Source organism: Levilactobacillus yonginensis (assembly GCF_964065165.1).
Lineage (GTDB): Bacteria > Bacillota > Bacilli > Lactobacillales > Lactobacillaceae > Levilactobacillus > Levilactobacillus yonginensis_A.
This window is the reverse complement of sequence record NZ_OZ061553.1, coordinates 14,935-39,670: the sequence shown is the minus strand read 5'-3', so window position 1 is coordinate 39,670 and position 24,736 is coordinate 14,935. Positions and strand designations below refer to the sequence as shown.

Here is a 24,736-nt window from a genome sequence, read left to right as displayed (position 1 = left end):
CGGGCCCGTTTCGCTACGCTTCGGACCCGCACCTGCCTCCCAACCCAAACACTTTAATCTAGCTATGGCGGTAAAAAAAGAACCCTACCATAAGATAGAGTTCTATGGACCATCAACACTATTTGACAAAGTCCCGAAAAGATACCCCTTTACATTTGCAGGGTATCTTTTCAAGACTCATATTTTTAAATAGCTAGGCTACCATTATCAATTACTAATTCTGTTCCGGTAATTGTCTTAGCTTTGTCACTCGCCAAGAATAAAATACCATTGATAATATCCTCAACTTCAGAATAGTAAGGAGGTAATGGATCGTTAACAGCCAGGTTACGTTTCAGGATGATCCACTAATACTTTTTGCATCAACCTTATTTTTATTTGTTTTTTAAATCATCGATGGTATTAATATTCTTCATATACTTCGGCACAGCCAATCCAGTTTTAGCATGCTCCAGATTTTTCCTGACTTCAACATATTTACCCTTATATTTCTTAGCATATAACTTATGTGTCACAGGAAGTTCGACTGTAACTGTCGCATCCAATTTACCACTAGAGATCGCACTCCACATAATACCAACATCAAGCTGCTGCATCGTTGCGTCATACCCCTTTTGTTTCAAAAGAGTTGTGACTAGGGTAGTAGTAGCTATTTCATAGTCATATGGAGTATACCCGATCTTGATTTTCTTGCCTTTTCCATCAGGCACACCCTTTAGCCACTCTTTGACTTGCTTAGGATGGTCCTTAATAAACTCATCAACGGCCTTTTGTTTATTCATACCGTTGTTGATTTTCATCATTAATGGATTAGAAATTTTGATCGACCAATGGAAATTCTCTAAGAATTTATTGGCACCTGGATTATCTTGTTTAAATCCCTTTCGAGTAATAGTCCGCATTGATTCACCCTTGCCATAAGCATGTTTAGGATCATCTAGGAATTTCAGCGGATATTTGGCGAACATCCAGTGCGGCTGCCACCCTGTCACTACGATCGGCTCTTTATTTTTAATAGCCTTATCCAAGGTACTTACCATGGCAGCAGTAGAACTTGGCATAATTTGCCAATTTGCGCTTTTCAGATGGTACTTACTCAAAGCCGTTTCAGTACTATCAGTAATACCCGCACCAGCTTCGATCCCTGTGATCGTATAGTTGATCTGAGACCCTAATTTTTTATGCGAATTATATTCGGGCGGCTTGGCACAGGCACTAACAACTACTGCCAAGCCTAACGTCGCGGCTGCTAATTTTAGATAACGGAGGATTTTCTTCTTCACTATGATCACCCCTTATCTGGATGTCTGGTTGAACGATTGTGTGATCCGATCCAAAATAATAGCGACGATAACCACCGCGATACCTGCAGCGAAACCTGCACCAGCATCGTTACGTCCAACAGCGAAGTAAACCTGCGTACCCAAACCAAGCGCACCGATCATCGATGCAATAACGACCATGGAAAGTCCGAGCATCATTGTCTGGTTGACACCGGACATGATCGTTGTCTTAGCCATCGGCAATTGCAGTCCGATCAGTTTTTGCCAGCTAGTCGAACCGAATGAATCGGCAGCTTCGATCAAGCCTTCTGGGACCTGACGGATACCCAAGCTGGTCATCCGTACTGTCGGCGGCATTGCGAAGATCACAGATGCCAAGACACCAGGGACCATCCCGATACCAAAGAAGGACACAGCTGGGATCAGGTAAACAAAGGCCGGCAGAGTCTGCATGAAGTCCAGGATCGGTTTGATCACAACTTCAGCTTTATTACTCTTAGCCATCCAGATCCCCAGCGGGATCCCAATGATGATCGCGATCAAACTTGACGACAAGACCAAAGTCAGGGTCTGTGTCATATCACGCCAATATCCTAAGTTCCAGATCAATAAAAGACCCAAAACTTCAAAAATCATGAAGCCCAATTTCTTCTGGTCTTTCTTGACCCAATACGTTAAAGCCAAAATAACAATGATAAATAGCCATTCCGGCAATAAATCAAAGACCCATTGGATCGCGTCAATGATAGCCTGGAAAAAAGCCGTGATACTGTTGAAAAATCCTGTAAATTTACTTAGCCAATCAACACCAGCGTTGATCCAATCGGCTAATGGTAATGCTCCGATACCTTTCATTAAGCGCTCACCTCTTCCCCGGAAATAGCAGCCAAGACTGTCCCACGCAAGATAATACCCAGCAAATGATCATCATCATCGACCACGATATACGGGATCGGGGTCTTCGAAATATCATTGATCAGATCATTGATCGGTGTATCAGCATGAGTCTTGGGCACATCGGTCTTCAAAACGGACCGTAAATCTTTACTGTTTTTCTTGATCAGGTCTGAAACATCATGCGCGTCAGCAAAGCCGACGAACCTGTTTTCGTTATCAACCACATAGATCGAAGAAATATCATTTTCACGCATGCGGCGTAAAGCCACTCGCGGACCAGCTTTAGCAATGTTGACCACCTGTGCTTTAGCCATGACGCTGCTGGCTGTCAAGACTTGAGTCCGGTCAACGCCTTCAATAAAGCGTTCGACATAATCATTAGCCGGATGCGTCAAGATATCTTCAGGATCCCCGATCTGTTGAACTACACCATCACGCATGATCATGATTCGATCACCCAATTTCAAGGCTTCGTTTAAATCATGACCAATGAAAATAACTGTCTTATGCATTTTTTCTTGGATCTGTAACAAGAGATCCTGCATTTCTTTACGATACAGTGGATCCAAGGCAGAAAAGGCTTCGTCCATCAGTAAGATCTCGGCATCATTGGCAATTGCCCGTGCTAAACCGACCCGTTGCTGCATCCCACCAGATAACTGGTCGGGATATTGTTGATCGTAACCATTCAAACCAACTAGGTTCAAAGCATCCTTGGCCTTTTTTTCTTGCGTTTCCTGATCAACTTTTTTTAGTGCTAATCCATATTCCGCATTCTGCAGAACTGTCAAGTGTGGGAACAAAGCAAAATTCTGGAAAACCATTCCGAACTTATCCTGGCGTAGTTTACGCAAACCTTCTTTGTCTAGATCCATCACACTTTGGCCATCAACTTCGACATCTCCATCAGTCGAGTTGATCAAACGATTAATCATCCGGATCAGGGTTGATTTACCACTACCGGATAGACCCATGACAACAAAGATCTCTCCTTCATTAATTGAAAAATTAGCGTCACTGACACCAACTGTACAACCAGTTTGAGCAAGGATCTCCTCTTTGTTCTTACCTTGTTTAAGGAGTTCCTTAGCCTGAGAGATCTGTTTGCCAAATATTTTAGTTAAATGTTTGACTTTAACTTTTTCTGTCATTACATGCCTCCAATAAATCCGTGCTTTCTTATGCTGCGAAGTGCTTGGTGTAACTGATAAACAATTAAGAACCATCGGCTGAAAAATGTTTAGTACACCCTACACTGCCCTAGCAGTTGAAATTCGTCAGGCCAGCCTGATAACTGGCCTTTCTGCTCGAATAAAAAAGACTTGAACTGTCTACAGCTTGAACCTTCGTTATTATAGTGTATTGCCTAGCGTATACCTTACTGAATAAAATGAAAAACATGATACAAAAAGAGACCGATCGATGCTTTACTAGCTTTGATCGGCCACGCTGTAAAATAACTATAAAACGAACTTGTGGTCCACACATTACAAAAATGTTACAGCCGAATCATTAAGATTACCTTAACACATATTCATAACAAGTCCAAATTATATGTCTGGTCACTACCTATCTTAAGAACGTGTTTGGATACTTTGACATTCGATTTGATTTTAGTTAAATTAGATCAAAAACAGGAGTTTTTAATCCATGAAAAGCTTTGCACACCATTATAGTAGCGACATCTCTCGTGAACAATTTGAACTAATCCGGACAGATCTAGAAGGCATACGTAAGCGGACTAAGCCAAGAAAGGTTGATTTATATGATATCTTTTGTGCCCTGCTTTATACCTTGAAAAATGGGTGCGTTTGGCGCGATTTACCCAGTGATTTTCCTAAATGGGAAACCGTCTATTATTACTGGTTACTTTGGACTAAAACGCCATCTCCTGCTGGTATCACTCCTCTGGATAAGGTTTTAAAAAAATTGTCAGCCAACATCGGTTGGCTCAGAAGCGTTCAGTTTATACATCGTTCATCATTCTAGATGCTCAAAGTGTCAAGAATACCGATCCTGCTGAAAGTAGTGGCTACGATGGTGGTAAAAAGGTGAGTGGGATTAAGCGCCATCTTGCTGTAGATATCAATGGGCTGCCGATGGCAGTCCATGTGACAACCGCCAATGTTTCTGAGCGTGATGGCGCCAATGCGCTACTGGCGTTAAACAAATCACAGTTTGACCTGGTTCAACGAGTAATGGCCGATGGTGGTTATACTGGTAACAACTTTGCTCAATCAGTTCAGGCAATGATTAACGCTGAAGTCATTATTGCTAAACAGAGTGACCTTAGGCACGGTCAAGTGACCCCGCAACGCTGGGTTATCGAACGCAGTTTTAGCTGGCTAGGAAAATATCGGCGCCTCTGGCGCAATTGTGAGCGAAAGCTGAACACCAGTAAGATGATGATTAGCTTAGCCTTCCTGCGAATACTCTTGAAAAGATTCTAAACACGTTCTAAAAACCGGATATTAATTGTAAAGCGTCCGTTAAATTGGCTTTTTTTGCAGATTGTTGAAACATGGGAATATGGTCTAACATCTGGTGCGCACCTGCAAAAGTTTTGGCCTGTGATTTCTGATAAAACTCACGGCCTAATTTCTGATATTCTTTGGTGCGTGCTTTGCGTTTCCGCTCGTTTAATTTCCGCTGTAGTTCATCTAATTTCTCTAGTTCACTAGCCATAGCTAAAACCTCCGCAAATAAAGTTATTTTTAGTTTTATTTTAGCAAAGAGAATGGCGAGGACAAGAAAAAAACACTGTTCAAAATTACTTAGACCGAACTAAAGAGGAAATGCTATAATCATGAATGGCAACTTGCCCCGAAAGGGGGCGTTGTCTATGTTACATGATATACTCTCATTGATTGTTGCACCGATTCTAGTCGGTATAGTTAATAAACTATTCTCTTACTGGTTAGATAAGAGCGACAAAGACAACAATCACTAGCAAGTTGTCATTCTAACTCACACGCTGAATTCCGCGCAGCGAAAAAAAGAGCCACTACCCATGCCCGGGTAGTGGCTCTTTTGCTGTCTATGCACGATATACTCTCATTCCGCACTATTATTATAACATGCTAGTAAGGTTAGAGCAATTTGCAGGTGTTGGAGGTCTTATTTACATAACCACGACTTATCGAGAGTTATTTTGTAAAAATTAATCCATTAACTTGTCTTGGCTTTTTCTGAGCTTGGAAATGGTACTGCGTAAAAGAAATGGGGCTGCTAAAGTGGTTATGATAATTGCCCCAATAACAGAAGAATATCGATCTGTGGATAATAAGTGGCTTTGGAGGCCTAATTGTGCAATAATCAGCGCCATTTCACCACGTGAGACCATCCCTGCACCGATCATCCAGGAGCTATTCCAAGAAAAAGAAGCTACCTTAGCACCTATGCCTGCACCCAGCAGTTTCGATACTATGCCACCAATAGATAAAATTAAAAATAACCAGAAATCATTGATAATGCCGGTAAAAGTCATCTTTAATCCAATGCTAATAAAGAAAACAGGGATGAAAACAGCATAGCCGATTGGTTCAACGTTACGGTCAATCAGAGCTTTATAATCAGTTTGACCAATAGCAAGACCAGCAAAGAAAGCGCCAATTACCGTGCTCAAGCCGGTTAAATCTGCTGAATAAGCTAATCCCAAGCACAAAACCAGCGAAATTAAAATCTCTGAAGAAGGAACTAAAAGCTTTTCACTAAGCTTCATGAGCTGTGGAATAACCCACCGTCCCAAGATAAAAAGAAGAACCAAGTATCCGAGTTGGAGTAGCAGGGAAAGGCCTATATTTTGGGGTCCACCCTGTTCGGAAACTTGATTACCAGAAAGGCTAACCAAGACACTTAAAGCAAGCACAGCTAAAATATCATCTACGACTGCTGCACCTAAGATAGTTGTTCCTTCTTGGCTATTAAGGTGTTTCATTTCTTGTAAAACAACGACTGATATCGAAACAGAGGTAGCAGCAAATGTCACTCCTAAAAACAGGCTTTCTATGTTAGAGAAATGGAAATATAGACCAGTTAAGTAAGCAATAATAATTGGGAAGATCATGCCAAGAACCGCAACAACAATACTAGGACGAATGTAACGTTTAAGCAAGGAGAGATCACTTTCCAAACCTGCAATGAACATTAAAATTATTACGCCGATCTCGGAAAAGAAATGGATAAAATTATTAGGTTGAACCCAATTAAGTAAAGCAGGTCCCAATAAGATTCCCATTAATAATTCACCTACAACGGCTGGGAGATTAAGGCGAGCGCTTATATGACCACCAAGAGCGGTAGCAACTAAAATTAAACACAATGAACCGATAAATTCCATGAACAAAAATCCTTTCTCAATAAAAAAGCGGCTTGAAGAATCCCTTGGCAACCCAGACCAAAGATAATTCTTGAAAGCCGTAACTCCAACCACTTTATTAACATTATACAGACAGTAGTTTACCATAAGTCACCTTGGGAGCCTAATTCAACTGCTCAACATATAAATACAGGAAAAAAATAGGGTCTATTTCTATCCAATCACCCCTCGGAAACGTTGAAATAATAGCCCCCAATATCTATAATGTAGATATTGGGGGCTATTTTGTTTTAATTAGCTATTATAGACCATAAATATTGTCCGAAGGAGCGCTCATTATGCAACAAATCGTCCTACCCATCAAAGATTCAAATGTACTTAAAGAAGTGCAAGATACGTTACTCCATAATTTCAGAGCTGGTCGGCGTAACTATACCGTTTTTCAAGTTGGGAAAGCCAGGATACGAGGATATTACTTATCAGTTACAACAACGCTTATGAATAAAATAAAAGGCTAGTTACTAACCAAAAGTTGGTCAGTGACTAGCCTTTTATTAATTAATAAGTACAGTTGAATTGCGCAACGGTTGTTTAAAAACTGCTATATAAAAAGTCCCCGTGCTACTAACACGAGGACTAAGTTACTTTAACGGTAACTGTTTAAAAAATTTATTTTAAAACAGCCAAACTCGTCAAGCTATAATTGGTACATGTTTATATGCTTATCAACCATCAACATTATAAAGCTGCTAGGAAGGCCTCATTAAATGCTGGGATATCTTTTGGTTCGCGACTAGTAATTAGATTACCATCGATCACAACAGCTTTGTCTTCAATGCGTGCACCGGCATAATACAAATCAGGTTGTACAGTTAAATATGCTGTCATTGTACGACCTTGCACTAGCCCGGTTTGAATCATTAATTGTGGACCGTGGCAAATAGATGTCGTTAACTTGTTAGTTGCCAAAAAGAACTTTGTAAATTCGACAAACCGTTGGTCCGCACGTAATTGATCTGGTGAAAATCCTCCTGGAATGAACAAGGCATCAAAGTCTTGAGGACGAACTTCATCAATGGACTTATCAACGTTAATCTGAGTACCATGCTTACCTTCAACAGTACCTTTTTCAAAACTGATCGTTGTCACTTCGTGTCCTGCAGACTTAAGAGCCTCTACAGGTTCAGTATATTCAACGTCTTCGACTAGATTAGTCACCAAAACTGCAACTGATTTTGCCATAATAAAATTCCTCCTTTATTTATAGTATATAATATATACCTATAAATAATAGACCACAATAAGGCACTTTTTTGTGCCTATCATAATCTTCAGAAAATAGGTAATAATAATGACAGACACTGTACGAAAGTATGCCCTTGATAAAATACAACAAAAAGATTTTAATTGCGCTAAAGAATATACGCTGTCGATGTTTTCGGGTAAATATAAAATCGTCATACTTTATCAGCTACACTATGACGGTAAAATGCGTTTTGGAGAAATTCAAAAGTCATTGAGCAATGCAACGCATAAAGTCCTATCACAACAACTAAAGGAGTTAGATGAAGACGGTTTGATTGATCGTCAAGAAGGGTTAGTTAACAATCGAAAAGCAGTTTTTTATTCATTAACAACGACTGGTGAGACCTTAATGCCTATCATTGAAATGATGTTCTCATGGGGTACAAAAAGATTAGAAAAGCTTCAAATTGATGATACGACAATCTAAACAATGCAATAGGTTGGAAAAAACGTCTAAATGTTTCAAAGATCATTTTAACAGTAATTTTAATAATTCATAATTAGCCGGATTTAAAATTGAAGTGCAACACCTAAATGACTAGACCAAAAAGGCCATGAAGACCTATTCTTATAGTTACCACAACAAATAAGAAAAGAGATGTCTTCATGACCCTTAACCAGAATACCATGATTAGTCATTACCAACAACTTCAACCTTATGAACGTGGCTTGATCATGGCTCGTAAATCTGACGGTTGGTCTTGCCGTCAGATTGCGCGTGAACTTCATCGGAGTCCAAGTACCATCAGTCGGGAATTAAAGCACGGTACAATTCGTCAAATTGGCCCTAATCACAAGCCCTTTGAAGCTTACTTTGCAGAGACTGCTCAAACTATTCATGCAAATCATCAAGCTAATTCTCATGCCGTTAGCTGGCTGGTCAAGGCACCGGCACCTGTGTTCTTCCAACAACTGGTCATTGAACTTCGTCGCAAACCTAGAGTCCACAGTATTGATAGCTTTGTGCATTGGTTCAAACTGAACCATCAAGAACTAGCTTGTCCGTCAACACCAACTGTCTACAGATACATTGATAATGGCCTTTTAGAACTAACTAATAGTGAACTACCCATGAAGCTACGTCGACGGGTGAGATCTGTTCGTAAAGCTCATCAGCGTATGAATAAACGTACCTTAGGCAAGTCTATTGAAGAACGACCATTTGGAGCCAATAACCGAACTGAAATCGGCCATTGGGAAGGTGATCTAGTTAAAGGCAAACGAGTTGCCAGTGAACCCGCTATTATGACCTTGACTGAACGTGTTAGTCGTTATGAAATCATCGTTAAGATTACGGACTATCACGCCGACACTTGTCGACAAGCCCTGCAAGATGTTATCGATGACTATGGTCCAGAATACTTTAAGACAGTTACTTTTGACAACGGTTCAGAGTTTGCGGATTTATCAAAGGTAGCCGGCACGACAGTCTACTTTGCCCATCCATATTCACCATGGGAACGTGGTACTAATGAGAACCAGAACCAACTGATCCGCGAGTTCATTCCTAAGGGACATTCAATGAGAGCCTTGACCTTAACAGGGATTCAAGCAATCCAAAACGCTCTGAACCAAAGACCACGAAAGGTTCTCAACTATCAATCGGCAATGGCAGTTCTGCCAGACTTCGATTAACTAGACCAATAACTAAGAATAGGTCGAAAGTGTTGCACTTGATTTGACAATTCGGGTAATTCATAATTACCACAGCCCCTGTTAAAAATTGCATTTTCAAAACAGTAACGACTACTGACATAATGGCGCAAAAATGAATAAACAGCTGATAATTTTAGGAGATTAATTGGCGTATTTATCCAAAATCAATTTGATCTAACATTGTTTCGCGACTTGCTTGATCTAAGCCGAGATAAGTAAGGGTCATAGCCTCACTCGAATGATTCAGTAAGTGCATGACTAAACCAATATTGTAGTTTGACTGTGTATAGACGCGGTAAGCGCCTGTTTTACGCATCGTATGTGTTCCTAGATAGTTGATACCTAAGAGATCACCCACGCGTGCCATGATCTTGTAAAACTGCTTCTCTGTTATATGTCGATCTGGATGGGACGTTGAGGGAAATAACCAATCCGAATTGATATTCTGTTGGACTAGCCAATCATGATATTGCAGCAAGTCTTGTTGCACGGGCTTTAAATATAATGTATTTGCTTTACCGGTCTTTTTATCATGAATAAAGGCGGTATTTTTGACCGAACCATCAGGATTGTAGACGTCTGATTTCTTTAACGTCATGACATCACTCACCCGTAGTAGGGTAGCTTTTCCAACTTGAAAGATGGTGTAGTTACGCCGACCCGCCCGAAAACTATCTAGTAAGGTATCTTGCACCATTTTTAAGACGTTAGAGTCTTTGATTGGTAGGACGATTTGTTGCACCATAGTTAATTTACCACCTTTCAAAGATCACTTTATTTTTAGTTAAATTAGCTAATATTTGTATCTTTTTATACAATGCATCTTTAGAAAAATTAACGTAGACATGATATTTACTTGAGTCTATAGCTTTAGTTAATTTTGTTCCTTTTCCTGATACGCGCTCTAGGGTCCCTATTATTTGTACAGTATTGGGTTCAGTCGAATTTATTAAATCCGTTAAGTTAGCTATATCTGACGAAAGAATAAGTGTAGATACTAATTTAGTAAAGACGTCTCGGTAAGAGCTTCCTTTATAATGCTGTTCGCCAAATAAAATCGATATAGTATCGTTGTTTGGAATAGGGTCCGGCCTATCAAATTCGGTATCCTCACTAGCAAATAAGTCAATATTTGCGATATCTATCAATACCCTTTCAACTTTCGATAACAATGATAAGGCAGAAAATTGGCTTAATTTATCAATATAGCTCTGATTACCTTGGGTATTATTATCTAGTTCGATTTCTTCTCGTTTCATTTTTTCAATTATCTTTCGTTCTAGCAGATCTAATTGTGCTTTTGATAAATGTCCATCTTCACGTCCAAAAAATATTAACTTGTTCCACCACGGCTTATTAATATAATGTTGCTGCAACCGATTAAAAATAGCATTTGATGCTTGACCTATATATCGTTTATCATCACCTAACAATATATAGATACCAGGTTTTTTAGACTCATCAATCAACTGAATGCTAGTTAGATCATCTTTATTCGCAATGACCAAAAATGATGGTTCGTCATAGAATATTGAAATATTATCATTACCTGACTCTCGATTGATAAATATGTGATTGGGCATGTGATCATCGACCTCGTTTTTTAAGCACTATTATACCACCAAACAAAAAAACAGCCCCTATTATCTAATCACTAGATAATAGGAGCTGTTTTAATAGGTTTTTCTAGGGGTGATATAACAAATAGCCCCTGTTTCTAATTAATGACGATTAGGAACTTCTTCTGACCACTTATAGAAATAAGATTTGTCAGAAAAATCTGCCATGTAAGCACCATTTAAACCAGCTTTTTGACCAAAAATTTCTAGTTTAATGATCAGATCTTCTTCTGGTTTTGAAAAGTGTAGCCTGCCAGCTAAAGCGACGCTCCGAATATAGTTAACTAAGCGATTTACCAATGCAGCAGGATTTTTAGTTGAAGAGATATTTTTGATTACTTGTAAGAGGACGTCCATAATATCAAGTAACTCAGATGAGTTATTTGTTGTACGTCTTTTTTCTAAATGGCAAATTACAAGTTTAATCCGAACAAGCCCGGAATCTTTCAATGGCAGTCTGTTGATGATGTATTTTTAATGGTCGTTGATTAATTAGTTCAAGTGCTGCTAGGATCTCATCAGTCGTTACTTGGCTAAAATTGGTCTTTTTCGGGAAGAACCAGCGTAACCGTCTATTAAAATATTCATTGGAACCTCGCTCCCATGGTGAATATGGATGGCAAAAATAAACTTTGATCTGATAATCCTGTTCTAAGGCCTGATAATTGGCAAACTCTTTACCATGATCAACAGTAATGGATTTTACTTGGGGACCGAAGGCCCCCATAAACTTGCCAAAGGCGGTGTTTAGAGCCTTAGCCGTTCTATTAGGGGCTTTGATGGCCCATAGAAGTCGGGTCTTACGTTCTACGAATGTAACCAGACATGATCGTGACTCACTTCGACTAGAAAGCACCGTATCTACTTCCCAATGACCAAAAGCTAACCGTTGATTAACAGTTGTTGGCCGTTGTTCGATGGAAGTCCCACTTGTAAATTTCCCACGATTTTCGCTCACTCGGTGCTGGCGGACATTCCGATTGGGTAGATCAGTCAATTTGAAGGGGAGCCAGCCACGATTAAGCCAATTATAAATTGACGCAGTGCTCAAGTTATAAGCGGCCGCAATGGTTTCTGGTGACCAGGTTAATCGTAAGTGATTGGTAATTAAAGTCGCTAATGCTGCCGTCAGCATCGAACGACGGCCGCAATTCCGCCTTTTGCGATCTGCATCTTGCTGAGCTAATTCTGGATCATAAGGTTTAACCCGGTCCAACTCATAGCTAATCGTAGCTTTGGCGACGCCTAAGGCGTCAGCCATTACTTGGTAAGATTTATTCCCCTCATTGACCAGTTGTGCTAGTGCGCCACGTTGAAAACGTGATAAAGTAGATGTACCCAAAGTAATCACTCCCTATATTGGTTGGAATTAGCTACTACCATTGTAAGTGATTGCTTTGGGCTTTTTAATTTCTGTTCGGATTAATTATAGAATTTGCCTATTAAAAATTATTTTTTATATAACTAGCCACATTTTCTTTGTCTGGAAATAAAGTAGCCTGGTTTATTTCCAATGATTGATTTAATTCGTTTAAAATTTGTTGCTTTTTTTCACCAGGAATTACTAATCTAATTGGCTCATTGTGTCCATTGTACAGAGATACTTTGTTATCAATATCATCATGAATATTTTCCAAGCTACATGATGTACCATCATAAGGTTCAAAAAGGAAAAAACCACTTTGAGCTCGTAAGCGTTCATTATTAATTGAAGGTTCGACGAAAAATGGGTGAAGTAAAGTTCTAAAGTTGATTAGATCAGCAAAATAACCAGTATCTCTTTTAATATCATGATACAGGCATTGCATTTCATAAGACTGATTTATTTCTTTATAGAAATCATTTAGTGAGTCATATACTTTTTGGTTTTCCTCAGAAAGTTGTTCATAATAGCCCTCTGGGAACTGCTTGACCAGATCCATGTACCAACTTTGGTATAAATGATTTTCATCTTCTTTCAACAAATCATCAATATTTTTGTTGAAAGAAGATATTTTTCTATAAATACTTTTCTTTTTTTCTTCGTCCATCAATGCTAATGTTGATAAGACTTCCACGGTGTCACTGCGACTACTATAGTATGTGAAATCATCAATATTTTGTGTCTTGTTAGAAAAAAACATGGTAACTATCCCGTCTGTTTCATGTCCTTCAGAATCAAGATGAGATTGACAGGCAAAATAAAGAGCGACAAGAGCATTGGTCGTTACATCTAATAACCTAGTTGGCAAGCCAAAATGTTGCATATAAGACAGGCGAGAAAAATTGTTTTCTAAATTGTTAAAATCGTTTGCGTACCTACGCATGTACTCATTAGTAAATGAATATTCATGGGTATATCCGGAGAGCTCTTTTTGTCTAAAGATGCTAGCAACGTTATTACTACTTTTGAAGTCATTTGACTGTCCTCTATAGAAAAATCGTGGTAGCAAACCTCTTCCATCAACTGTTACATTAGCTTTTATAGACTTTAGGGATTCTGCTTTTTTGCTTAAAAAACTATTTACAGATTGAATATTCAAAATAGAACCTCCTATAGATATAAGCAAGCACTCTGATAAAATGAATCAATTACCGTATTTTTATGCTCAATGTTCTTACTAAGATGACTTACGTTAATACACTAATCCAGGTTAGAATGAAGTACACTACTGATTTAAAAATATGTTTCTAAAAGAATTATATCTCTGTATAATGAATCAAGTAGAGAAGTTAAGGCGGTGGCTATTTCCGATCGGAGGCGGTGCTTATGGTGTTAAACCTTTAAAGCCCATAAATCCTAACGAAAGGAGTAGCCTAAGTGTCCGTTTCGGACGCTTTACAATTAATGCTAGCTTTCGGTACATTTATCGTGGCCTTGATTGCATTAATTGTTGAGCTGATCAAAAGTCAGCAAAAAAAATAATCCGTCTTAGCTTTTGGCAGGGCTAACGGATTATTTAATCTATTATTAAACTTTGCCACCGTCTTAAACGGCTCTACATGGGAAGCCCTGTTCTAGCGGGGCTTCCTTTTTCTGTTTACATTATAGCATGGCTATAACGGACTTGCGACTATTTTAAGTGTAGTTTCTCAAAGGCTAGAGAAACTATTGTTCGTTCTTGAAAATATGTAGGAGCAACGGCCTAAGAACCATATATAGTGGTATAATATGTAATAAAAAATATATGTAGTGTTTGGAAGGTGCAATTCTTGGTTCAAGAGAAACACAACAAACTATTGAGCGCAATAATTTCGATTGGTCTTTTAAGCTTTTTAGGAATAGTGGTTGAAACAGCGTTAAACATAACCTTCCCACAATTAACAACGTATTTTTCTATACCTATCAGTCAAGTTCAATGGTTGACTACTGGATATATGCTAGTCTCAACTAGTTTGATTCCATTGGGTTCATTCTTTTTAAGACGGTTTCGTGTGGTAACTTTATTTAGAGTTTCGTGCTTAAGCTTTTTAGTCGGTACGTTGATTGCAAGCTTTTCCAACAGCTTTAATTTAGTTTTGCTAGGCCGCTTATGTCAAGGCATTGCTGATGGAATCGCGTTACCGTTGATGTTTGCTGTCATACTAGATCAAGTGCCAAAGAAAAAAGTTGGCACTTTTATGGGGCTAGGTAGCTTAGTTATTGCCTTTGCACCAGCAGTGGGTCCCATATATGGTGGCATAATTCAGGACACATTCAATTGGCATTTTCTATTTATAATTTTAATACCAATTATTATGGTTACCTGGCTGCTTGGTGAGCTTAGCATTGAACAAAGTTCACCGGTTCATTACGTTCCCTTTGATGTCCGTGGGGGCATTTTCTTGGCCATTTTTTTGACAACGACGTTGATGTTTATTGTTAACTTGACTGCTAACAGTAGCTCTTTTAAATTGTATTTATTTTTACTAGGAACAGCTTTTTTTAGTGGCTTACTTTTCCTTCTTAATGAGAAGCATAAGAGCCATAAATTGTTGGAATTAAGTCTCTTTAAAAACAAACGCTTTTTGCAGTTGTTAAGTGCTTTTTTTCTATTGCAATTCAGTTCTTTGAGTATGTCATACTTAATCCCTAATGTGCTACAAATACTTTTTGCCCAGTCACCTGGTTTGGTAGGTTTTCTAATTGCTCCTGCCGCTGTGATTGATGCAGTGCTATCGGTGGTTGCTGGTATTATTTACGATAAAACTGCACCCCGCTTACCCATTATAAGTGGCTGTATAATCATTGGACTGACCTTTTTGGGCGCCAACCTATTTACACCAAGTATTGGCGGGCTGGTTTTAATATATATGCTTTTTATGGTGGGATTGAGCTTTAGCTACAGTAACATCATGACCTATAGTTTGTCTCAATTACCTGCTGGGTTAGTAAATGATGGTAATTCGATTTATATGACGGTTCAAGCTTATTCAGGAGCAGTTGGAATTGCAATATCGTCCTCTATTGTTTCTTTATTGCAGAAACAACAAGGGAGTGTAATTTCAGGGACAAAATGGGGGTTAGCAATCAATTTCTTGATTTTGTTTTTTGTTGCCGTATTCACAATTTCTCTATGCTTGATAGCTTTACGAAATAAAGTAATTAAAGGAGATAAAGAGTAATGAGTTTAGATGATATAAAATCATTTTCTAAAGAAAATATGGCCTTTGATCCAACTGGGCATGATTTTCTTCATGCCCAAAGAGTGGCTAAGTTAGCTCAGAAAATATATACAGAAGATTTTAAAAAAGATGAAACTGATATTGGTCTGTATGTTGTGAAAGCAGCTAGCTATTTGCATGACACCATAGACGAAAAAGTCACTGCAGATAAAAAGAATAGACTGAGAGAAGTACGAATTATACTTAGCCATGAGAATATTGCAACTCCGGCTAGAGAAGACATTTTAGATATTATCCAACATATGTCATATTCTGACAACATTGAACACCATTACCAGCTTTCTAACGAAGGTAAATGTGTTCAGGACGCTGATAGACTTGATGCACTAGGTGCAATCGGCATAGCACGTGCATTTGCTTACGGCGGGCACGCTGGACAGGAAATATACGATCCCAAAATATCAGTGAAGGAAATCAAAACACACGATGATTATCGCCATCACAAAAGTACAACCATCAATCACTTTTATGAAAAGCTACTGAAATTAGCAAGTTCAATGAATACCAGAACGGGAAAGCAAGAAGCCAGTCGTCGAACAAAGTATATGCGTGATTTCTTATCTGAATTCCAAATGGAAACAGGTGTAAAAGATGAGACATAATGAGTATCTATTAGATAAATCGTATTTCGAAAAAGTCGCTGCGCTTTTTAATAAAGGGCAGTCTGATCCCCAAAAAATCCTTGTCGTAGAGCACGCCGTGATTAACAGTTTGGATTTTATAGACTATTTATGTGAACACTACGAAGTGTACTTTATACCCAAGCCCAAAAGTATTGATCGTAAAGTCCTTAAACATTTATCAAAGACTTGTACAATATTAGATGTTTCTAGTAAAGAATTAGCAGGCGTTGATACACCTAACTTGATAAAGGAAATTGTCGGACAGGACACGTTTGCAATTATTGATATTGGTGGGTATTTTGTACCAAGATTAAGTGACATTCAGAAACAGTTTAAAGGTCAATTGGTTAAAATAATCGAGGATACGGAAAATGGCTACCAAAAGTATGAAGATAAGCTGTCCAATAATTCAATATCAGTCCCAATACTATCAGTGGCAAGAAGTTCTTTAAAAATTGAGGAAGATTTTTTGGTTGGACATGAGATTGTAGTCAAATCCGAAATCTTTTTAGCAGATTATGGAACGACGCTTTTAGGCAAGAAAGTACTAGTTATTGGCTATGGTAAAGTTGGCTCCAGTATAGCGGGTAATTTAAGAAAACGTGGTGCAATAGTCATAGTTGCTGATAAAAGGGCAATACGATTAGCTAACGCATTAGCCCATGGGTACCAAATAACTAATGATATATATACTGAGCTAATTGACGTTGATATTGTGTATATAGCTAATGGAGAGAAGTCTATTGATACTCTTCAACTAAAAAAATTGGATTTGAAACATACTTTATATAGCTTTTCTGTAACTTCAGCGGACGATACTTTTAAAAATAGTCAAATGATCAACAAATTACCCCACTATGGACACAATGGTGGGTATAAAATTTTAAAAACTAAAAGCAATAGGACTGTTATTCTAGCAAATTCAGGGAACGCAATTAATTTCACATACTCTATATCAACATTAGCTTCCTACGTCCAATTAACACAGGCTGAAATGGCAGTTATACTACAAAAAGACATTTCAGGTGAAGAAAATCAGGGAATTGTTGAATTAAATGAAAACGACAGAGAAAAAATTGCTAAAGAATGGTTGGCAGAGATATTTGAAGTTGTTAAAAGTTGAATTAAATAAAAAAGCTTAAAGAATTATACAAATAAGCTCTGGTTGCTACCGACAAAGAGATTTTAAGCTGTTTTTAGTTGCTGCTAAACTTTGATCGTAGTATTAAACAAAAATACCTTATTAAGCGCAACTTTCACTGAAACAGTTGATAACAATATTAAGATGAAATTTGGTTTCCTCGTCAAAGTTTCTGTATAATAGATTAAGCAAGAAGCTTTAATGGCAATGATTGTCTTTTCCCTTGCGAGGTGAGGCTCATGGGAACATGGAATAATCTTCAGGAAGGCTTCACAGTCAATGAGCGTCTTTCAGACACTCTCGTTGATGTTGCTGTTTGGCACGTTTTTAATCGCGCTACTCAGCTATATCGACAAACACCACAAATGAAAAAGCCGCCCCACATAACTTTGACCGGTTATGGGGCGAACTAGTGTTGTTTTAATATCTGCCACCGTCTTTAACGGCTCTACACGGGAAGTCCTGTTCACGTGGGACTTCCTTTTTCTTTTTCATTATAGCATGACTATGAAAAATTGGGTAGCAAGGCATTTTCAGCTTATTATTTATCTTTGTATTTTTCAAAAATAGGTTCAACTAATTCTTTTTCAGCGTTTTTCGTACTTCGCCGTATTTGTATATAGTTTCCCAATATGTTTATGTCTGGCAACGGACCCACTTAATCTAATATTTATTATTATGATAGACCAATTTGCCTATTAACTTAGTCTCGGTGTTTTTTTCTAAAGTTGCTAATAATGCATCAATCCGTTGTTTAACTCGGGTTCGTTGGGTTGTATCAGTTAACAGTACTAACGTATCACCTTCATGAATCAAGGTGTCACCATGTGGAATCACTTCTTGTTCACCACGCCGGATTCCAATGAGCAGTGCTTCTTTAGGCCATGGCATGTCTTGGACCATTTTGCCGTTTAAGGGACTGCCAAAGAAAACCGGTATTTCCAAATGATCAGGTCGATGAAGTTGCTGAACAGTTTTAGGCATTGTCATCTGCTTAAGCAATGCTTCATAGATTGGTGCACCGCCTAATAAATCAACAACAAGGTAAGCAGTTAGCGATATGACTGCTAATGGCATTAAATGTGTTAAATTGCCAACCATTTCTGTTACCAGCAAGATAGCTGTGAAGGGAGCTTTTCCAATTCCAGCAAAGTAACCGGCCATGGAAAAAATGATTAGGTTCATGATATAGACATGCGATAATAATCCTAATTGATTCATTAAGACGCCATAAACCGCACCAATCACAGCACCTAAAGAAAGAATCGGCAAAAAAATACCGCCAGGTAATCCGGAACCATATGAAATCATTGAAAAGACGAATCGTATAATAAAAATTGCAATTAGTACAAACAAAGGTGGAACATACTGGCCAAATCCAACAATTAATCCATTACCACCACCGAGTAAATTTGGCGAAAAGTAACCAACTAAGATTACCAGCAGAAATGGTACGATACCTTGTATTGGGCGTGGCAAATGTGTCAGTTGATGATACCACCGAGGCATAACTAACAAGACCCGTTGATATAAGTAACCAAACAATCCCAAAACAATGCCGAGTAAAATTAAGTGCCAATAATTTGATACTGGTAAACTACGTGAATAATTTAAATGTAACACGGGAACAAGTCCGAAAACATTCAGCGAGATAAAATTTGAACCAATTGCTCCGGCTAATGCTGTTAACCAAACCAGCGGTGAAAAATTATGGTAAATCTCTTCTAAGACAAATAGAGTTCCAGCAATGGGAGCATTAAACGCCGCTGCTAATCCAGCAGCGGCGCCTGATGCAATTAGCAGTCGGCGATCAGTTCCTGATAACTTAAACCCAGCAGCGAAACCTTGACCAACTGACGCACCTAATTGAATCGACGGTCCTTCTCGTCCGAGAAATAATCCAGGTCCCAATGCCAGAATACCACCGATAAATTTTCGCCAAAGAATTGACCACCAGTGCATTTCCAATTCGCCAGCCAATTGACCTTCAACTTGCGGAATTCCGGAACCAGAGATATAAGGTTCTCTCTTGAGAAGTCGAGCCACAATTAAAGCTAAACCAAGGTTGATGCCAATCAACAATGCCCATTCCCACCAAACAAATGGCGCGATTCGTAAGTATCTATATACCAATCGACTATAGTGCAGCCCTATCTCAATACAATAGCGAAATAAGCTAACAACGGTGCCACTCATTAAACCCACAAGCAGGCCGAGTAAAACAAATCGCAAACGAGTAACGTCAAATTTTTCTTTTACAAGCTGTATCAAATAACTAATCCTCCATTATAACCAATATTATATAATTTAGTGCTTAATTAAACTAGGCAATATCTCGATGAAATCTAGTAGTTACTTTTCACAGAGAAGGGGTGTCATACCGCTAAGATGTTTTAGTAGTTTATATGACGAGCCGCATGTTTGAGTAGTAATGGTGCTAATAACGTTGTTAGGATAATGGCAGTGATAATTGCCGAATAGTAATCATCACTGATTAGTTTGGATTGGTAGCCTATTTGAGCGATAATCAAGGCCATTTCCCCACGCGAGACCATCCCCGCACCAACGAGGTAAGCTTCATTCGAACTGAATCCGGCCCATTTAGCCCCACTTCCCGCTCCTAATAGTTTTGTCAGTGTTGCCACAATCGTCAATACGATAATTAATAACAAATCGTGTTCTATGCCAGCTAGTGACATATTTAAACCAATTGAAACGAAGAATACAGGAATGAAAATCGCATAACCGATTGGTTCGATACTTTGATCAACTTCATGAGCTACATGAGTTTGTGCAATCGCAATTCCTGCAAAAAAGGCCCCAATCACTGCACTCAGTCCAATCAGATCTGCAATATATGCCATACCAAAACACAAAATCATCGCCATTATAGTAGGTCCCACTGGATTCAATAATTTGGTGCCTAGTCTAGCGAGGAGAGGGGCGATAAAACGCATCACGAAATAAATTGCGGCAAAGTAAATTAGCTGCTCTAAAAAAGTCAGAGCTAGCGGTATCTGGGTATCCGTACCAGCCTTTGTACCTATTAAACTGACCATAATGCTAAGTAAAACGACAGCTAGCACATCGTCAACCACCGCGGCACCGAGGACTGTTGAACCGCTCTTACTATCAAGTAAATTTAGTTCTTTCATGACAGCAACTGAAATTGAAACCGACGTTGCGGCAAAAATAACGCTCAAAAACAAGCTTTCAAATTGTGTCAAGCCAAAAACAATACCAACTGGATAGATCAGTACCATCGGAATCAAAACTCCTAACAACGCGACAATTATGCTAGGACGCAAATATTTTTTAAGCAATGTAAGATCACTCTCAAGTCCGGCGATAAACATTAAGATGATAACCCCAATCTCTGAAAAAATATGGATGAAATCATTGGCGTGAACCCAATTCAACAACACAGGGCCAAGAATAATTCCAACAAATAATTGACCGATCACTGCTGGGATACCAACCCTAGAGGCTAGATGGCCAAATAGACTAGTTGTAATCAAGATGATCACCAAGGTACCTAAAAATTCCAAACAAAAACCTCCTCATACAAAAAACGTAAACCCAGATACCTCTTACACACCCCTGAAAGAGAACACCTTGAGCTTACGTCAACTGATTTATTTATTCATGTTTTAATAATACTTCTTATATGCTAGCAAACTAATCAAAAATATTCAAGTAACGATAAGTTGTCACATTTAGTTACTTATTCGAAACACAGACACCGCCAACTTTAAAAGTGATTTCTGAATTTTCTTTATCTATTTTAAATATCTGGATCGTTTTCTCCAGCTATAAATCATGCTGGATACATAACCGAGCTAAAAAGACAACTAATATACGGGGGTGGCAAGTTCAATTAATTGAATACTTATTTACCTTATCTCTGGTATTCTCGCTTAATTCTGTGTGGCGAATTTTATAATCAAGTTAGCCACTTAGAATTTAGGACAAAATAAATACACCAAGACGTAGATTTCAAGTATCATTGGAGTTCCTACACAAACAATGAAAGAGGTCTTCGTCTTGATGCAAGAACAGCTTACCATGAATCGTCCCAAGGGTCACCACCTAACTTTGAAGGAGCGGGGAAACATTGAGGTCCTCTTCAATCACGACAGGTACTCTCGTCGTAAGATTGCTGAGCTGATTGGAGTTAGTGCGCAGACCATAAACAACGAGATCAAGCGGGGCTTAGTGACCAATAAACAGCTGGTTAATGGTAAGGAGAAGTTCTATGAAATCTATGTGGCAGAGCTCGCTGAACGGCGGTATCACGAGAAGCGTAAGGCCTGTCATCGTCCTTGTAAGTTCTACCAGGTTCTAGCCTTCTTAGCGTTCTTTGTTGAGCACTTTAAGACTGATAGCTGGGCACCAGATGTTGCTGTGGGGCGAGCCAAAGCGCTGGGACTCTTTCGTCCTGACGAGATGGTCTGCACCAAGACGTTGTATAAGTACATCGACGAACAACTCTTAGAGGTCTGTAACTTGGATCTCGCTGAGAAGATGAGTCGCCGACTACCCAAGCGCGCTCCTCATAAAAACAGCCGTCAGCTGGGGTTAAGCATTGAAAAACGGCCCGCTGAAGTGGCGACACGTGAAGAATTTGGCCACTTTGAGATTGATACTATTGTCGGTAAGCGCGATGGCCAAGAGAGCGTCATTATGACCCTGATTGAGCGTCAAACCCGCTTCCAGATTATCCGACTGATTGACGGCCGTGACGCCGATTCCGTAGCCTACATCATGAAAGCAATCATCGCTGAATACGGAGACATTATCCAGTCAGTGACTGCGGACAACGGCCCAGAGTTTGCGACCCTTTCTCAAGTGATGGCGTCAGTCGCACCGGTCTACTTTACGCATCCGTATACTTCCAGTGAACGTGGTACTAATGAAGTCCACAACCGCATGGTTCGCCGCGACTTCCCTAAGGGCGAGTCGCTCGATGCTGTTAGTCCAGCTGATGTCGCTAAGACCGCTGACAAGCTGAACAACATGCCTCGTCGCCAACTCGGCTACCGGTCACCTGCCGAGTGCTTCGCTGCTGCCTGCGGCTAAGCTCAGCCCAATGATCACACCCAATTCCAAGCCCTGAGAATCCCTTGGTATTAGTATTTGGTCCTAGTGACTAACTTGTTCTTGCAATTTGCGTAGAGAAATGATTGGAAAAATTGAAATTATAAAATTTTTAGTGTTTTTTTATTACTACTATTTGTATTATTTGATAGAGTAACTAATAATGAGATAGATGGATTTTGGGTAAAGATAGTTAAAATATCAACTATATTAGCTTTATTATCTTTAATTTTATGGATAGCGGCGATTATAGGGGTTAAACCTGATATAAATATTGCCATGTTAGTCACCTCTTTACTTTGATTCTATGGGCTTGACTTTGTTGTCGCCATCGGCGACTTCTAATACAGGATTTTGGGGTTAGCACAACATAGAATTCATTCTATGTATAAGTGCGCATTGACCTCGTTTCACTCGTCCTGCTGATTCCCCTAAATTTACTTATAGTGTATGCCTTCCGCTTCGCTATTTCAACTTCTATCCTTTGATTTAACGTTCTCTGTATGATATAGTGTCGGTGATTATTTTTAATACGATTGGAGGGATCATTATGTCTCAAAGTAACTTAGAAAAACAAGAAGCCAAATTAAAACAGCTTAATCAAAAGATTAAAGCTGAAAAAAATAAAATTGAACAAAATCTCGGTAAGCAAATCATTAGATCAGCCAATTTGGATTATGGGACACTTACTACTCCACAGATTAAAATGATTGCTAAAAAAGTTGCCGCCTTTTTAAATCAAGCTCAAAATAACCGATAATAGTTAGGTGGTAATGACTATGCCTAATCAATATGAAAAACTAGTTGAGCAACAAGCGCGTTTAAAACAAAAAATTGAGCGGGAAGATTTTAAATTACGGCAATCTAAATACTATGAAAATCGGCAAGCCCGCAAAGCCCGTTCTCGCCGATTAATTCAAAAAGGGGCTTTGCTAGAAAAATACTTTCAAGCTGATAACCTCTCGGTCGAACAAACCGAAGAGCTTTTAAACATATTTGCTGACTATGTTAACGCCCATAAACCGGATAAATTAAAAAACGATCAACCTAGGGACTGTCTGAAAACTTAAAATTCAGGTACAATCTGAGGAAAAACGAATCGAGGCATTCCGATGACAACACCTAAACGATACGAACTGGAAGATGCTCAGTGGGACCGAATCAAAGGATACTTCCCGCCATACCGGACTGGCCGTCCATCAAGCCTAGACAACCGTACCGCCCTCAACGCTATCCTCTGGCTCATGCGCAGCGGGGCTCCTTGGCGTGATCTACCTGAACGCTATGGCTCTTGGAAAACGGTGTATAGTCGCTTCCGAGCCTGGGTAAGTTCAGGCTTGTTCGAACAGGTTTTTCTCGAATTGATTGACGATCCCGACATGGAAAACTTGAGCTTAGATTCAACGATCGTTCGAGCGCATCAAAAGGCCACTGGGGCAAAAAAACGCCGAATGTATGGTCGAAAATCAAGCTATTGGACTAAGTCGAGGTGGCCGAACGACCAAGATTCACGCACTCGTTGACGGATTAGGGAATCCCTTGGGTTTTCGCCTAACAGGTGGTCAAGTACATGATAGCCAAGTTGCCAGTGAGTTGCTGGAAGGCTTCGATATTTCTCAATCAAATATTATCGCGGATAAAGCCTATAGCACCGCGAAACTTCGCCAGTATATTGAAGATAAAGCAGGCGTCTATACCATTCCGCCAAAGGAAAATACCAAAGACAAGTGGACCTGTGATTACCACGTTTATTGTGAGCGCCATTTGATTGAGAACTTCTTCAATCAGTTGAAGAACTTTCGTAGGATTGCAACGCGTTATGATAAGCTCGCTCATGTTTATCTGGCTACGGTCTACATTGCCTCAATTTGCATCTTACTTAAGTAGTTTTCAGACGGACCCTAATAAAATTTCCCAGCAATTTATAATTTTATTTCTTAAAAATCCTTGACACTTCCACTGGGATTATGTATATTTATGGCAACAAAAAATTTCGGAGGTGTCACTATGACTCAATCAATGTTTAGTGCGATTAATTGTTGCTGTCGAACAACGCGTTTTTGGCGATGTTCGGCCTGTTAGCATTGACATTTTTTGAGGAATAATGACCTTAAAGAAGTTCAATGTCCACTTGGCTGGAATTGAACTAAGGG

28 protein-coding genes and 1 pseudogene are annotated in these 24,736 nt (G+C 39.2%); 14 read left to right on the top strand and 15 right to left on the bottom strand.

Annotated elements, in window-relative coordinates:
- Positions 1-185: 185 nt before the first annotated feature.
- The 4 genes from AB3Y94_RS13550 to AB3Y94_RS13535 all read right to left on the bottom strand — a co-directional run bounded on the left by AB3Y94_RS13550 (position 186) and on the right by AB3Y94_RS13535 (position 3,331).
- Entirely contained in the window at positions 186-278 is a 93-nt protein-coding gene (locus AB3Y94_RS13550; protein WP_076633039.1) for a hypothetical protein, read from the bottom strand.
- A gap of 96 nt (positions 279-374) precedes the next feature.
- On the bottom strand, positions 375-1,283 hold the full coding sequence (locus AB3Y94_RS13545) for a glycine betaine ABC transporter substrate-binding protein (RefSeq protein WP_125710494.1): 909 nt from the start codon (positions 1,281-1,283) through the stop codon (positions 375-377).
- Positions 1,284-1,295: 12 nt separating this feature from the next.
- Positions 1,296-2,138 (bottom strand): proline/glycine betaine ABC transporter permease, encoded by an 843-nt coding sequence (locus AB3Y94_RS13540; RefSeq protein WP_227060211.1) that lies wholly within the window; start codon positions 2,136-2,138, stop codon positions 1,296-1,298.
- On the bottom strand, positions 2,138-3,331 hold the full coding sequence (locus AB3Y94_RS13535) for a glycine betaine/L-proline ABC transporter ATP-binding protein (RefSeq protein WP_063733428.1): 1,194 nt from the start codon (positions 3,329-3,331) through the stop codon (positions 2,138-2,140). Before AB3Y94_RS13535 ends, AB3Y94_RS13540 begins: the two co-directional genes overlap by 1 nt.
- A 499-nt stretch (positions 3,332-3,830) precedes the next feature.
- Here AB3Y94_RS13535 and AB3Y94_RS13530 point away from each other — a divergent pair.
- Positions 3,831-4,630 (top strand): IS5 family transposase gene (locus AB3Y94_RS13530; protein ID WP_088899809.1). Its coding sequence is split into 2 segments (ribosomal slippage): positions 3,831-4,101 and positions 4,101-4,630, totalling 801 coding nucleotides; the frame shifts between segments, so codons are not numbered across the junction.
- Between the two features lie 7 nt (positions 4,631-4,637).
- On the opposite strand, the gene AB3Y94_RS13525 is transcribed toward AB3Y94_RS13530, so the two are convergent.
- Complete coding sequence (locus AB3Y94_RS13525; protein ID WP_047674646.1) at positions 4,638-4,865, bottom strand: hypothetical protein; 228 nt, start codon at positions 4,863-4,865, stop codon at positions 4,638-4,640.
- A 157-nt stretch (positions 4,866-5,022) separates the two neighbouring features.
- Between AB3Y94_RS13525 and AB3Y94_RS13520 the strand changes: the two genes are divergently transcribed.
- On the top strand, positions 5,023-5,130 hold the full coding sequence (locus AB3Y94_RS13520; protein WP_120326246.1) for a type I toxin-antitoxin system Fst family toxin: 108 nt from the start codon (positions 5,023-5,025) through the stop codon (positions 5,128-5,130).
- A 210-nt stretch (positions 5,131-5,340) separates the two neighbouring features.
- Here AB3Y94_RS13520 and AB3Y94_RS13515 read toward each other — a convergent pair whose 3' ends face one another.
- On the bottom strand, positions 5,341-6,519 hold the full coding sequence (locus AB3Y94_RS13515) for a cation:proton antiporter (protein WP_367296637.1): 1,179 nt from the start codon (positions 6,517-6,519) through the stop codon (positions 5,341-5,343).
- A 317-nt stretch (positions 6,520-6,836) separates the two neighbouring features.
- Here AB3Y94_RS13515 and AB3Y94_RS13510 point away from each other — a divergent pair.
- Positions 6,837-6,962 (top strand): annotated as a pseudogene (locus tag AB3Y94_RS13510) (site-specific integrase); the annotation flags it as partial.
- A gap of 274 nt (positions 6,963-7,236) precedes the next feature.
- On the opposite strand, the gene AB3Y94_RS13505 reads toward AB3Y94_RS13510, so the two are convergent.
- Positions 7,237-7,740, bottom strand: coding sequence for a type 1 glutamine amidotransferase domain-containing protein (locus tag AB3Y94_RS13505; protein WP_042493583.1), 504 nt, complete (start codon positions 7,738-7,740; stop codon positions 7,237-7,239).
- A gap of 109 nt (positions 7,741-7,849) precedes the next feature.
- On the opposite strand from AB3Y94_RS13505, the gene AB3Y94_RS13500 reads away from it, so the two are divergent.
- Positions 7,850-8,230 (top strand): winged helix-turn-helix transcriptional regulator, encoded by a 381-nt coding sequence (locus AB3Y94_RS13500; protein WP_367296636.1) that lies wholly within the window; start codon positions 7,850-7,852, stop codon positions 8,228-8,230.
- Positions 8,231-8,409: 179 nt separating this feature from the next.
- Positions 8,410-9,438 (top strand): IS30 family transposase, encoded by a 1,029-nt coding sequence (locus AB3Y94_RS13495; RefSeq protein WP_367296635.1) that lies wholly within the window; start codon positions 8,410-8,412, stop codon positions 9,436-9,438.
- A 175-nt stretch (positions 9,439-9,613) separates the two neighbouring features.
- Here the strand turns inward: AB3Y94_RS13495 and AB3Y94_RS13490 are convergent, their stop codons facing one another.
- From AB3Y94_RS13490 to AB3Y94_RS13470, 5 genes are all read right to left on the bottom strand, one after another.
- The gene (locus tag AB3Y94_RS13490; RefSeq protein ID WP_367296634.1) at positions 9,614-10,204 is read right to left on the bottom strand and encodes a site-specific integrase; all 591 of its coding nucleotides are present in this window, start codon (positions 10,202-10,204) and stop codon (positions 9,614-9,616) included.
- 7 nt (positions 10,205-10,211) lie between these two features.
- Positions 10,212-11,042, bottom strand: coding sequence for a GIY-YIG nuclease family protein (locus AB3Y94_RS13485; protein ID WP_367296633.1), 831 nt, complete (start codon positions 11,040-11,042; stop codon positions 10,212-10,214).
- 138 nt (positions 11,043-11,180) lie between these two features.
- A complete protein-coding gene (locus AB3Y94_RS13480) occupies positions 11,181-11,492 on the bottom strand; it encodes a bacteriocin immunity protein (protein ID WP_367296640.1) in 312 nt (103 codons plus the stop codon).
- A gap of 7 nt (positions 11,493-11,499) precedes the next feature.
- Entirely contained in the window at positions 11,500-12,420 is a 921-nt protein-coding gene (locus AB3Y94_RS13475; protein ID WP_011373852.1) for an IS30-like element ISLsa1 family transposase, read from the bottom strand.
- Positions 12,421-12,520: 100 nt separating this feature from the next.
- The gene (locus AB3Y94_RS13470; protein WP_014940866.1) at positions 12,521-13,600 is read right to left on the bottom strand and encodes an FRG domain-containing protein; all 1,080 of its coding nucleotides are present in this window, start codon (positions 13,598-13,600) and stop codon (positions 12,521-12,523) included.
- Between the two features lie 278 nt (positions 13,601-13,878).
- Here AB3Y94_RS13470 and AB3Y94_RS13465 point away from each other — a divergent pair, with 278 nt between their 5' ends.
- The 5 genes from AB3Y94_RS13465 (at position 13,879) to AB3Y94_RS13445 (ending at position 17,855) form a co-directional block, all read left to right on the top strand.
- Positions 13,879-13,983 carry a putative holin-like toxin gene (locus tag AB3Y94_RS13465; RefSeq protein ID WP_006293514.1) on the top strand — a complete coding sequence of 35 codons (105 nt, stop codon included), beginning with the start codon at positions 13,879-13,881 and terminating at the stop codon, positions 13,981-13,983.
- Between the two features lie 287 nt (positions 13,984-14,270).
- On the top strand, positions 14,271-15,662 hold the full coding sequence (locus tag AB3Y94_RS13460) for an MFS transporter (RefSeq protein WP_041142890.1): 1,392 nt from the start codon (positions 14,271-14,273) through the stop codon (positions 15,660-15,662).
- Positions 15,662-16,324, top strand: coding sequence for an HD domain-containing protein (locus tag AB3Y94_RS13455; protein WP_014940864.1), 663 nt, complete (start codon positions 15,662-15,664; stop codon positions 16,322-16,324). The genes AB3Y94_RS13460 and AB3Y94_RS13455 overlap by 1 nt, the downstream gene beginning before the upstream one ends.
- A complete protein-coding gene (locus AB3Y94_RS13450; protein WP_367296632.1) occupies positions 16,314-17,468 on the top strand; it encodes an S-adenosyl-L-homocysteine hydrolase in 1,155 nt (384 codons plus the stop codon). Before AB3Y94_RS13455 ends, AB3Y94_RS13450 begins: the two co-directional genes overlap by 11 nt.
- A gap of 297 nt (positions 17,469-17,765) precedes the next feature.
- Complete coding sequence (locus tag AB3Y94_RS13445) at positions 17,766-17,855, top strand: putative holin-like toxin (RefSeq protein WP_021353390.1); 90 nt, start codon at positions 17,766-17,768, stop codon at positions 17,853-17,855.
- 294 nt (positions 17,856-18,149) lie between these two features.
- Here the strand turns inward: AB3Y94_RS13445 and AB3Y94_RS13440 are convergent, their stop codons facing one another.
- Together AB3Y94_RS13440 and AB3Y94_RS13435 are read right to left on the bottom strand one after the other, a co-directional pair.
- Positions 18,150-19,757 carry a chloride channel protein gene (locus tag AB3Y94_RS13440; protein WP_367296631.1) on the bottom strand — a complete coding sequence of 536 codons (1,608 nt, stop codon included), beginning with the start codon at positions 19,755-19,757 and terminating at the stop codon, positions 18,150-18,152.
- A gap of 122 nt (positions 19,758-19,879) precedes the next feature.
- The gene (locus AB3Y94_RS13435; protein ID WP_137631916.1) at positions 19,880-21,034 is read right to left on the bottom strand and encodes a cation:proton antiporter; all 1,155 of its coding nucleotides are present in this window, start codon (positions 21,032-21,034) and stop codon (positions 19,880-19,882) included.
- A 478-nt stretch (positions 21,035-21,512) separates the two neighbouring features.
- Here AB3Y94_RS13435 and AB3Y94_RS13430 point away from each other — a divergent pair, with 478 nt between their 5' ends.
- On the top strand, positions 21,513-22,565 hold the full coding sequence (locus tag AB3Y94_RS13430; protein WP_367296630.1) for an IS30 family transposase: 1,053 nt from the start codon (positions 21,513-21,515) through the stop codon (positions 22,563-22,565).
- 119 nt (positions 22,566-22,684) lie between these two features.
- Here AB3Y94_RS13430 and AB3Y94_RS13425 read toward each other — a convergent pair whose 3' ends face one another.
- Positions 22,685-22,864: a hypothetical protein gene (locus AB3Y94_RS13425; RefSeq protein WP_203561815.1), complete on the bottom strand. Its 180-nt coding sequence runs from the start codon at positions 22,862-22,864 to the stop codon at positions 22,685-22,687.
- A 269-nt stretch (positions 22,865-23,133) separates the two neighbouring features.
- On the opposite strand from AB3Y94_RS13425, the gene AB3Y94_RS13420 reads away from it, so the two are divergent.
- From AB3Y94_RS13420 to AB3Y94_RS13410, 3 genes are all read left to right on the top strand, one after another.
- Positions 23,134-23,343, top strand: coding sequence for a hypothetical protein (locus AB3Y94_RS13420; protein WP_021816943.1), 210 nt, complete (start codon positions 23,134-23,136; stop codon positions 23,341-23,343).
- Positions 23,344-23,362: 19 nt separating this feature from the next.
- Positions 23,363-23,653 carry a hypothetical protein gene (locus AB3Y94_RS13415; RefSeq protein WP_367296629.1) on the top strand — a complete coding sequence of 97 codons (291 nt, stop codon included), beginning with the start codon at positions 23,363-23,365 and terminating at the stop codon, positions 23,651-23,653.
- Between the two features lie 42 nt (positions 23,654-23,695).
- Positions 23,696-24,470, top strand: a protein-coding gene (locus AB3Y94_RS13410; RefSeq protein ID WP_367296627.1) for an IS5-like element ISLpl3 family transposase whose coding sequence is annotated in 2 segments (ribosomal slippage) — positions 23,696-24,024 and positions 24,023-24,470 — 777 coding nt in all. Because the reading frame shifts where the segments join, the coding sequence is not laid out codon by codon here.
- Positions 24,471-24,736 lie beyond the last annotated feature (266 nt).